Below are 8,901 nucleotides of genomic sequence, written 5' to 3'. Positions count from 1 at the left end.
CGCCCCTACCCGTCAGATGGCTCGAGCCCGGCCTGTCGCTTGGCGGCGGTGACCGTGTTCTGCAGCAGACAGGCCACCGTCATCAGGCCGACGCCCCCAGGGACCGGGGTGATCGCGCCAGCCACCTCGCGGGCTTCCTTGAAGGCTACATCCCCGACCAGCTTGGTTCTTCCCGCCGCGGCCTTTTCAGGATTGTCGAAGGGGACGCGGTTGATGCCCACATCGATCACCGTGGCGCCGGGCTTGATCCAGTCGCCGCGGATCATCTGCGGCCGGCCCACGGCGGCCACCAGGATGTCGGCCTGTCGGCAGACCCCGGCCAGGTCACGGGTGCGGGAGTGAGCGATGGTCACGGTGCAGTCGGCCTGCAGCAGCAGCTGCGCCACTGGCCGCCCCACCAGGACCGAGCGCCCGACAACCACTGCGGTCTTGCCGGTCAGATCCCCCAGGGTCTCCCGCAGCATGATCATGCAGCCGAGCGGCGTACAGGGCGTCAGGGCCGGCTCGCCGCTGGCCAGTCGCCCGGCATTGACCACATGCAGACCGTCCACATCCTTGTCCGGATGGATGGCCGCCAGGGCCGCGCGGGTCTCCAGATGACCGGGCAGCGGAAGCTGCAGCAGGATCCCATGCACCCGGGGATCCTCGTTCAGGCCGGCGATCAACAGCAGAAGCTCGTCCAGCTGGGCGTCGCCCGGCAACCGGTGGGTCACCGAATGCATCCCCACGGCCAGGGACTGCTCGCCCTTGGATTTCACATAGACCTGGCTGGCCGCGTCGTCCCCGACCACGATCACCGCCAGGCCTGGCTGCAAGCCGTGATCCTGGCGCAGACGGGCCACCTCCTGCGCCACCCCGGCGCGAACGCGTTCGGCATAGACCTTGCCGTCGATGATCTGGGCCTGGGGCATGACGACTCCTGAGGGCGTTGTGTGCGCCAGCCACTAAAGCCTGGAAGACATTCGCGCAACGCGCCCGCCAGGGCGCTACGGCGGTTCAGGCCCGGCGCAGCCAGCAGGCGAGCGCCCAGGCGTGACTGTCGCGGCTCAGCAGGCGGAGCGCCTCATCCGGGTTGCGCCAGAAGAGGCTGTGGTCGGCCTCGATCTTCCGCTCCGGACGCTCAGCCAGGACCTCCACCGCATAGAAGAACCCCCGGGTGTTGAAGCTGTCAGCGGCCCCATTGACGAAAAAATGGTCGGCCCGCGTCAGAAGATGTAGCGGCCGGACCTCCAGCCCCGTCTCCTCGACAAATTCCCGAGCCATGGCCGCCTCGGGGGTCTCTCCGGGGTCGATGCCGCCGCCCGGCAGGTCGATGCGCACAGGTCCGTCGGCCGGCTCCACCCGCACCAGGGCCACCAGACCCTCCCGCAGGCCGACCCCGAAGGCCACCGGCCGGTCGGGATAGGGACGGGCGGGCTCTGGGGCGCCAAACTGGGGAACCGTCGCCATCAGTCGACGGAGAACAGGGCGTCGAACGGATCGACCCGGCCGGCCTCGACATCCACCACCTTCACCGGTCGCCATCCCACCTGGGAGTCGGCGCTGTCGCGCCAGGCCTCGACGATGAGGTCCCGCAGCTCCGAGGCCCCGGCGCTGGTGCGGGTCAGGACGAAGGCCACGCCCCGGGGGTCGGCGGGCGCAAAGCCCCCGGCCTGCTCCAGGGCGTAGAAGGGCTCCACCTGGGAGAAGCCCGCCAGGATGTAGTCGACGGTCCGGTCCTCGATGGCGCAATCGCAGATTCGCAGGGCCGACATGGCCCCCTTCAGCTCCGGAAGCCCCAGGTTGGCGCGGGTGAATTCACCCTCAAACAGGCCATGGATCTTGGCCGCGGTGTAGCCCTTGGGGTTGGGATAGTCCGCGCTCCAGCCATTGTAGTGGACCGTGGTGTGCAGGGGCTGGGCGCCGTCGGCCACATAGTGCGAGAGCGAGCCGATCGTGGTCTTCAACAGCCCTTCGCGCAGGGCCCGGTCGGCGGCGTACCAGGCCCGGCGGCCGGGATCGCGCTCCCGGGCCTCGGCGGCGACCAGGACCCGCCAATAGGCGAAATCCAGGGTCAGCTGCTGGTAGGAGTCGACGATGGAGTACTGCAGATAGCCGGCCTTCCAGCTGTCCGTCCCGGCCGCCTGCAGCTGCGCCTCATAGTCGGCGCGGGTCGGCGCTATGGGCTTTTCGAACCTCGGCCCTCCCATCACCAGGCCCGCGTCATCAATGTCGACGAAATGGGCGGAGTCGCGGTTGGAGCCGTGGATCTTCCCAGCGCCCTTGGAGCGGTCAGGCTCGCGGCTCAGTTCGCCGATCTGGCTGATCGCCGTCGGATCACGCAGGAAGGCCGGAACATCATCCGGGAGCGCCTCCATGGCCGCCACCCCGATGATCCGGTGCCCATGCCCCCCCCAGGCGAGGGCCTGGCTCGGCGACAGAACGGCAAGGGCCGCCAGGACGAGGGGAAGCGTCGCAATCCGCATCGCGGAAACTCCTAGGACTTGATCGGCAGGGCTGTCTCCACCCGCGCGATCCAGGCCTGAACCTTCGGGTATCGCGCCAGATCGAAGCCGCCCTCGCCAGCCAGCCGGGTATAGGCCACCAGGGCGACATCGGCGAGACTGAGCTGATCGCCCACGAGGAATTGAGCGTCCGCCAGACCATCCTCCAGCCGTTGCAGGGCCCCCTCGCCCTTGGCCACCAGCTTCGGATCCAGGTCTGCGACCGCCCGCCCCTGATAGACCACATGGAAACGGGCCACCGCCACATAGGGCTCGTGGCTGTACTGCTCCCAGAACATCCACTCCAGCATCCGGGCGCGGGCATAGGCGTCAGCCGGGATCAGATCTGAGCCTTCCGCCAGGTGCAGGATGATGGCGTTGGACTGAGCCAGGGGCCGGCCGTCGGGCAGAACCACGACTGGGACCTGGCCGGCCGGATTGATCGCCATGAACTCCGGGGCCCTGGTCTGGCCCTTCAACAGGTCGATCTCGATCCACTGATAGTCGAGCCCGAGTCGCTCGGCCGTCCACTTCACCTTCAGGCAGTTGCCTGAGATGGAATCCCCATAGATCTTCAGGCTCATCTGAGTCCCCTCGTTCGTTCAGCGCTCGGTGATATCTGACCGTTGCAGGGCGCCAAGCCAGATCGACTCATAGCGCCGCGAGAAGACCTCAATTGAACGGGTTGCCGGGCGACCCCCAGCCGGGTACGGACTGGCCACCAGCTTCACGACGCAGGATGACGCCGCCATGCGACGCCGCCTTGCCGCCCTGGCGGCTCTACCTCTTCTGGCCCTGGCCTCCAGCGCCCAGGCCTCCACGAGTGATCCGATCGGCGATCTGATTGTCGGCGCGGTGACGGGCGGCTTGCCCGGCACGCCAGCCTACCGGATGCGCGCCACGCTCTATCACGCAGGCGCTGCGGGCGTCGGCGCGCTGGACTCTCTGGGCTGCAAGGTCGTGGCCATGCGCACCGCGGCCATCGACAAGAACCTGATCCCCCGCCGCACCGTTCTGTTCATCAAGGAGACGGTCGGCCTGCCCCTGCCCGACGGGGGCGCGCATGACGGCTACTGGTACGCTTCGGACGTCGGCGGCGCGATCAAGGGCGAGAAAATTGACCTCTATACCGGCCATGGACGCGCCTCCATGAAGCCGATGATGCCCCTGAACCTCTCGGAACTGACCGTCACCAAGGTCGGCGAATTCAAGGGTTGCCCCCCGGCCAAATAGGCCAAGGGGGCCACGTCCCTCAGGTCTCGACGAAGGCCTTTTCCAGGACGAAGTCGCCGGGCTTGGCGATCGAGCCTTCTTCGAAGCCGCGCTCGATCAGCATGGTCTTCAGGTCGGCCAGGACCCCGGGACCGCCGCAGAGCATCAGCCGGTCCACGGCCGGATCCAGCGGCGGGACACCCAGATCTTCGAACAGCTTGCCCGAGGCGATCAGGTCAGTGATCCGGCCCTGGGTCTTGAACGGCTCCCGGGTGACGGTGGGGTAATAGCGCAGCTTGTCGCCGATCACCTCAGAGAGGATCTCGTCCTTGGCCAGGTCTTCCTCAAACAGTTCGCGATAGTTGAGATCGGCCACATTGCGCACCGTGTGGGTGACAATCGCCTCGTCGAACCGCTCATAGACATCGGGGTCGCGGGCCAGGGACAGCCAGGGGGCCAGGCCCGTGCCGGTGCCGAGCATATAGAGGCGCTTGCCGGGCTTCAGGCCGTCCAGCACCAGGGTGCCAGTGGGTTTGCGGCCGATCAGCACCTGATCGCCCACCTGGATCTTCTGCAGGCGCGAGGTCAGCGGGCCGTCAGGCACCTTGATGGAATAGAATTCCAGCTCCTCGTGCCAGGCGGGGCTGGCGATGGAATAGGCTCGCAGCAGCGGCTTGCCGTCCACCTCGAGCCCGACCATCACGAACTGGCCGCTGGAGAACCGCAGGGACGGATCTCGCGTCGTGCGGAATGAGAACAGGCTGTCGGTCCAGTGCTGGACCCAGGTCACGGTCTCCAGGTGAAAGGCGCTGGCCTTCTTGGGGGCCGGGGCGGCCACGGTCACGTCAGTCATCACTTCGTCTTTTCTGTCCCAGAGCATGTCCCCGCACGCGGGGTGCGGTGGTCGGGCGGGATGCTCCAAACCTAGTTATGAGCGCCGATCAGATATCGCCGCCGACATTGCCAGAGCCGCCGCCGATCATCGAGACGCCGGGCGCCCGGGCGACATGTATGCCGCATTCGCTTTTTTGCGAACCCTGCCAACGGCCGGCGCGGACATCCTGTCCATCCTCCACCGGCGAGGTGCAGGGCCAGCAGCCGATCGACGGAAAGCCCTGCGCCACAAGGGGATGGGGAGGCAGGTCATGGGCCACGACATAGGCGTCGAGCTCTTCCTTGCCCCAGTTGGCCAGGGGATTGAACTTGGTCTGGGTCTCGGCCTCTTCGACCACCCGCAGGGCCAGCCGGTCGCCCCCGTGGAAGCGCTTGCGCCCGGTGATCCAGGCGTCGAAGTCGGCCAGCGCGCGGTCCAGGGGCAGCACCTTGCGAATGTGGCAGCAGCCGTCCACATCGGTCTCCCAGAGCTTGGCCTGCGGGTCCGACACCGCCAGGTCCTGGTAGTGCGGACGCAGGTCGCGGACATCGGTCAGACCCAGGCGCTTCGCCAGGCCGCGACGATAGTCCAGGGTCTGGCCAAACAGCATGCCGGTGTCGAGGAACAGCACCGGGATGTCCTTGCTGACCTGGGCGGCCAGATGCAGCAGCACCGCCGATTCCGCCCCGAACGACGAGACCATGGCCAGCTTGTCGCCGAACTCCCGAAGCGCCGCAGCGATGATCTCGGTCGGCTGGGCATGGCGCAGCTCGCCGTCAAGCCGGTTGGCGACGGAGAGATGGTCGGTCTGATCATAGGCCATGGTCACCCTCCCTCGCGCTCCACAAAGGCCGGCGTGCGCAGATCGGCGGCCCGCTGGTAGACGTGGCGGTGGCGATGGACGGCGTGGGCCCAGTCCTGCGGGCTTGCGCCGTCGGCCGGGGCGAAAGCGTCAAAGCCGCAACGGACCATGAAGCCGGCCTGCTCGCGCAGCACCTCGCCCACGGCGCGGACTTCTCCGGCATAGGCGAACCGCTCTCGCAGCAGCCGGGCGGCGGTATAGCCTCGCCCATCACGGTACTTCGGAAAGGCCAGGGCGACGACGGCGATCCGCGGCAGGTCATAGGCCAGGGCCTCAACCTCCTCGGCCGGCTCCAGGCGCACACCCACGGCGCGGCCCTCGGTCAGCAGTCGGTCGCCCTCGGCCTGAAAGCGGGTGAAGGAGATGATCACGTCGCCGGGCGGCAGGCCCTCATCGTCGGCCACAGCGGTGAACGGGTCGTCGGCCAGGATGAACTGGTCGTCGTCCAGGCGCCTAATGAGCGTCGGCATAAACGGCCTCCTTGAAGGGTTCGACCCCGGTGCGGCGATAGGTGTCGAGGAAGCGTTCGCCCTCTTGACGCTCGCGCAGATAGACCTCGACCAGGGTGTCGATGGCGCTGGCCACCTTGTCGTACGGCAGGGCCGGGCCGAGCATCTTGCCCACCGCGGCGTCCTCGGCGCCGGAGCCTCCCAGGGTCAGCTGGTAGAACTCCTCGCCCTTCTTATCGACGCCCAGGATGCCGATGTGGCCCACATGGTGGTGGCCGCAGGCGTTGATGCAGCCGCTGATCTTGATCTTCAGCTCGCCAATGGCCTCGGCGCGGTCGGGGTCGGCGAAGGTCTGGGCGATCTGCTGGGCCACCGGGATGGCCCGGGCGTTGGCGAGCGCGCAATAGTCCAGCCCCGGGCAGGCGATGATATCGGAGATCAGGTTCACATTGGCGCTGGCCAGACCCGCGGCCTGCAACTGCGCGAAAACCTCCGGCACGTCGTCGAGCCGCACATGTGGCAGGACCAGGTTCTGCTCATGCGTCACTCGGATGTCGTCCTGGCCATAGCGCTCAGCCAGGTCGGCGATCACGTCCATCTGATCCGAGGTCGCGTCCCCAGGGGTGTCGCCGATGGTCTTCAGCGAGACCTCTATGATCGTGTAGCCGGGCTTCTTGTGCGGCCGCAGATTATTGCGGGCGAACCGGGCCAGGGCGGGATGGGCCGCCTTGGCGGACTCGAAGGCCTCCGAGCGCGCTGGCAGGGCTTCAAAGACGGTGGTCGCAAACGCGCCGCGAATGCGCGCCAGCTCGGTGTCGGGCAGGTCGCCTTCGGGACCGATCTTGGCCCACTCCTCGGCGACCTGGCGGGCGAATTCCTCGGCGCCCAGGGCCGCGACCAGGATCTTGATCCGCGCCTTGTAGATATTGTCCCGGCGGCCATGGCGATTGTAGACCCGCAGGATCGCCTCCAGGTACGAGAACAACCGGTTGGCTGGCAGGAACTCGGTGATGGTCGGGCCCACATAGGGGGTGCGGCCGAGGCCGCCGCCGACGATCACCTCAAAGCCCAGCTGGCCGTCGCGGCCGCGGCGGATCATCAGGCCGATATCGTGGACCTTGGCCGCCGTGCGGTCCTTGGCCGAGGCGGTGATGGCGATCTTGAACTTGCGCGGCAGGAACGAGAATTCCGGGTGCAGGCTCGACCACTGGCGGATCGCCTCCGACCAGACCCGCGGATCATCCAGCTCTTCGGCGGTGGCGCCGGCATAGGGATCTGACGTCACGTTGCGGATGCAGTTTCCGCTGGTCTGGATGGCGTGCATGTCCACCTCGGCCAGCTGGTCGAGGATGTCTGGGGCGTCCCGCAGCTTGATCCAGTGGAACTGCAGATTTTGGCGGGTGGTGAAGTGGCCATAGCCCCGGTCATAGACCCGGCCGATATGGGCCAGGCGGCGCATCTGGCGCGCATTCAGCGACCCATAGGGAATGGCGATCCGCAGCATATAGGCGTGCAGCTGCAGATAGAGGCCGTTCATCAGGCGCAGAGTCTTGAACTGGTCTTCGCTCAGTTCGCCAGACAGGCGGCGGGCCACCTGCTCGCGGAATTCCCGGGAGCGGTCGGCGACGAATTCCTGGTCGACAGCGTCGTACTGGTACATTCGGCGCTCCTTACTTACGCTTGATCAGGTTGACGCGACCGCTGGAGCGGGCCGCGCCGTCGGCATGCAGCAAGGCTTCAATCACCTCGCCGCCCTGCGCCTGCTTGCCGTGGGTCGGATGGTTGGTGGGCCCCAAGGCCCGGATGCGCTCGCGATAGCTCAGCGGCGCCCAGAGACCGTCGGACTCCATCAGCTCGATCAGATAGGGGTCGATGACGACCGTAGGCTGCGACTTGGCATGGCCTTCGGCGGCCTCGGCGGCGGCAGGGTCATCAAACAGTTCGGCTTCACCGAAGCCCTCGACCCACCGGCCGGACTTCCAGAACACGACATCGCCGTCGATCAGGCGGTTGGCGGTCAGGGCCTTCATCTCACTTGCCTCCCAGCTCGGCGGCGCGAGCCTCAATCTGCGTCGTCTGCCCTGGTTCCCCCGCCTGGGCCAGGGCCATGGCCTCGCCCACGATCAGCAGGGCCGGACCCGTAAGCGTCGCGGCGACCTCCGCCAGCCCCGCCAGGCTGGTGACAAGGCGGCGCTCATCTGTCCGGCTGGCGTTCTCGACAATAAGCGCCGGCGTGGCCGGGTTGCGGCCGGCCTGTGTCAGCCTGCGGGCGATCCCCGCCGCCGTGGAGACGCCCATATAGATCACCACCGTCTGGTTGGGGCGGGCGAGGCTGTCCCAGTCCAGATCCGGCTCGCCATCCTTGGCGGCGTGACCGGTGACAAAGGTCACCGCCTGGGCCACGCCCCGATGGGTCAGGGGCGCGCCAGCGCTGGCGCCGGCGGCCAGGGCCGCGGTGACGCCGGGGACGATGACGCACTCGACGCCCGCCTCGCGGCAGGCTTCCAACTCCTCGCCGCCCCGGCCGAAGATGAACGGATCGCCGCCCTTCAGCCGCACAACCCTCAGCCCCTGGAGGGCGAAGGCCACCAGCATCCGGTTGATCTCATCCTGGGCATAGGCATGGCGGGACTTCCGCTTGGCCACGCTGATCTTCTGGGCGCCGGCTGGGGCGAGCTCGAGAATCTCGTTGGACACCAGACCGTCGTGAACCACCACCTGGGCGCCCTGCAGGGCCTTCAGCGCCTTCAGCGTCAGCAGCTCCGGATCGCCGGGGCCGGCGCCGACCAGCCATACCGTCCCAGCCGCGCGCACCGCTGCGCCGTCCAGAAGGACGAGGCCGCCGGGTCGCCTGTTGGTTCTGTCGCTGGACGCCATAGATTTAGCTTCTCTATCACTCTTGAGCCCGAAGGCCGACGGGGCGGACCCTAGGCCCGCCCCGTCGAATATCCGCCAGCGAAAGGGCCATAACGCCGCCGGATGGTTGCAAACTGGGGAAAACCACCCCACTTCGCAACCCAA

11 protein-coding genes are annotated in these 8,901 nt (G+C 67.5%); 1 reads left to right on the top strand and 10 read right to left on the bottom strand.

Features of this window, described 5'->3' with window-relative positions; all coding sequences use genetic code 11:
* Positions 1 to 5 precede the first annotated feature (5 nt).
* The 4 genes from folD to Q8K84_RS04245 all read right to left on the bottom strand — a co-directional run bounded on the left by folD (position 6) and on the right by Q8K84_RS04245 (position 3,067).
* Positions 6 to 911: a bifunctional methylenetetrahydrofolate dehydrogenase/methenyltetrahydrofolate cyclohydrolase FolD gene (gene folD, locus Q8K84_RS04260; protein ID WP_305281159.1), complete on the bottom strand. Its 906-nt coding sequence runs from the start codon at positions 909 to 911 to the stop codon at positions 6 to 8.
* A gap of 85 nt (positions 912 to 996) precedes the next feature.
* The gene (locus Q8K84_RS04255) at positions 997 to 1,449 is read right to left on the bottom strand and encodes an NUDIX domain-containing protein (protein ID WP_305281157.1); all 453 of its coding nucleotides are present in this window, start codon (positions 1,447 to 1,449) and stop codon (positions 997 to 999) included.
* On the bottom strand, positions 1,449 to 2,465 hold the full coding sequence (locus Q8K84_RS04250) for a S1/P1 Nuclease (protein WP_305281155.1): 1,017 nt from the start codon (positions 2,463 to 2,465) through the stop codon (positions 1,449 to 1,451). Before Q8K84_RS04250 ends, Q8K84_RS04255 begins: the two co-directional genes overlap by 1 nt.
* A gap of 11 nt (positions 2,466 to 2,476) precedes the next feature.
* On the bottom strand, positions 2,477 to 3,067 hold the full coding sequence (locus tag Q8K84_RS04245; protein WP_305281154.1) for a glutathione S-transferase family protein: 591 nt from the start codon (positions 3,065 to 3,067) through the stop codon (positions 2,477 to 2,479).
* A 166-nt stretch (positions 3,068 to 3,233) separates the two neighbouring features.
* Here Q8K84_RS04245 and Q8K84_RS04240 point away from each other — a divergent pair, with 166 nt between their 5' ends.
* A complete protein-coding gene (locus Q8K84_RS04240; protein WP_305281151.1) occupies positions 3,234 to 3,716 on the top strand; it encodes a 3D domain-containing protein in 483 nt (160 codons plus the stop codon).
* 19 nt (positions 3,717 to 3,735) lie between these two features.
* Here Q8K84_RS04240 and Q8K84_RS04235 read toward each other — a convergent pair whose 3' ends face one another.
* The 6 genes from Q8K84_RS04235 to cobA all read right to left on the bottom strand — a co-directional run bounded on the left by Q8K84_RS04235 (position 3,736) and on the right by cobA (position 8,757).
* Positions 3,736 to 4,548 (bottom strand): ferredoxin--NADP reductase, encoded by an 813-nt coding sequence (locus tag Q8K84_RS04235; protein ID WP_305281149.1) that lies wholly within the window; start codon positions 4,546 to 4,548, stop codon positions 3,736 to 3,738.
* A gap of 88 nt (positions 4,549 to 4,636) precedes the next feature.
* A complete protein-coding gene (locus Q8K84_RS04230) occupies positions 4,637 to 5,392 on the bottom strand; it encodes a phosphoadenylyl-sulfate reductase (RefSeq protein WP_305281147.1) in 756 nt (251 codons plus the stop codon).
* Positions 5,393 to 5,394: 2 nt separating this feature from the next.
* Positions 5,395 to 5,901 carry a DUF934 domain-containing protein gene (locus tag Q8K84_RS04225; RefSeq protein ID WP_305281145.1) on the bottom strand — a complete coding sequence of 169 codons (507 nt, stop codon included), beginning with the start codon at positions 5,899 to 5,901 and terminating at the stop codon, positions 5,395 to 5,397.
* Positions 5,885 to 7,540, bottom strand: coding sequence for a nitrite/sulfite reductase (locus tag Q8K84_RS04220; protein ID WP_305281143.1), 1,656 nt, complete (start codon positions 7,538 to 7,540; stop codon positions 5,885 to 5,887). Before Q8K84_RS04220 ends, Q8K84_RS04225 begins: the two co-directional genes overlap by 17 nt.
* A 10-nt stretch (positions 7,541 to 7,550) precedes the next feature.
* Positions 7,551 to 7,910: a DUF2849 domain-containing protein gene (locus Q8K84_RS04215; protein ID WP_305281142.1), complete on the bottom strand. Its 360-nt coding sequence runs from the start codon at positions 7,908 to 7,910 to the stop codon at positions 7,551 to 7,553.
* A gap of 1 nt (position 7,911) precedes the next feature.
* Positions 7,912 to 8,757 (bottom strand): uroporphyrinogen-III C-methyltransferase, encoded by an 846-nt coding sequence (cobA, locus tag Q8K84_RS04210; RefSeq protein WP_305281141.1) that lies wholly within the window; start codon positions 8,755 to 8,757, stop codon positions 7,912 to 7,914.
* Positions 8,758 to 8,901: the final 144 nt, after the last annotated feature.

Source organism: Phenylobacterium sp., from assembly GCF_030679875.1.
Taxonomy (GTDB): domain Bacteria; phylum Pseudomonadota; class Alphaproteobacteria; order Caulobacterales; family Caulobacteraceae; genus Phenylobacterium.
The sequence above is the reverse complement of the archived record's forward strand: the minus strand, read 5'-3'. Positions and strand labels throughout refer to the sequence as shown.

What these genes read in the sequence shown, in the direction of transcription:
- folD (WP_305281159.1), bottom strand. Translation starts at nt 911, where the DNA reads ATGCCCCAGGCCCAGATCATCGACGGCAAGGTCTATGCCGAACGCGTT.
- Q8K84_RS04255 (WP_305281157.1), bottom strand. Translation starts at nt 1,449, where the DNA reads ATGGCGACGGTTCCCCAGTTTGGCGCCCCAGAGCCCGCCCGTCCCTAT.
- Q8K84_RS04250 (WP_305281155.1), bottom strand. Translation starts at nt 2,465, where the DNA reads ATGCGGATTGCGACGCTTCCCCTCGTCCTGGCGGCCCTTGCCGTTCTG.
- Q8K84_RS04245 (WP_305281154.1), bottom strand. Translation starts at nt 3,067, where the DNA reads ATGAGCCTGAAGATCTATGGGGATTCCATCTCAGGCAACTGCCTGAAG.
- Q8K84_RS04240 (WP_305281151.1), top strand. Translation starts at nt 3,234, where the DNA reads ATGCGACGCCGCCTTGCCGCCCTGGCGGCTCTACCTCTTCTGGCCCTG.
- Q8K84_RS04235 (WP_305281149.1), bottom strand. Translation starts at nt 4,548, where the DNA reads ATGACTGACGTGACCGTGGCCGCCCCGGCCCCCAAGAAGGCCAGCGCC.
- Q8K84_RS04230 (WP_305281147.1), bottom strand. Translation starts at nt 5,392, where the DNA reads ATGGCCTATGATCAGACCGACCATCTCTCCGTCGCCAACCGGCTTGAC.
- Q8K84_RS04225 (WP_305281145.1), bottom strand. Translation starts at nt 5,901, where the DNA reads ATGCCGACGCTCATTAGGCGCCTGGACGACGACCAGTTCATCCTGGCC.
- Q8K84_RS04220 (WP_305281143.1), bottom strand. Translation starts at nt 7,540, where the DNA reads ATGTACCAGTACGACGCTGTCGACCAGGAATTCGTCGCCGACCGCTCC.
- Q8K84_RS04215 (WP_305281142.1), bottom strand. Translation starts at nt 7,910, where the DNA reads ATGAAGGCCCTGACCGCCAACCGCCTGATCGACGGCGATGTCGTGTTC.
- cobA (WP_305281141.1), bottom strand. Translation starts at nt 8,757, where the DNA reads ATGGCGTCCAGCGACAGAACCAACAGGCGACCCGGCGGCCTCGTCCTT.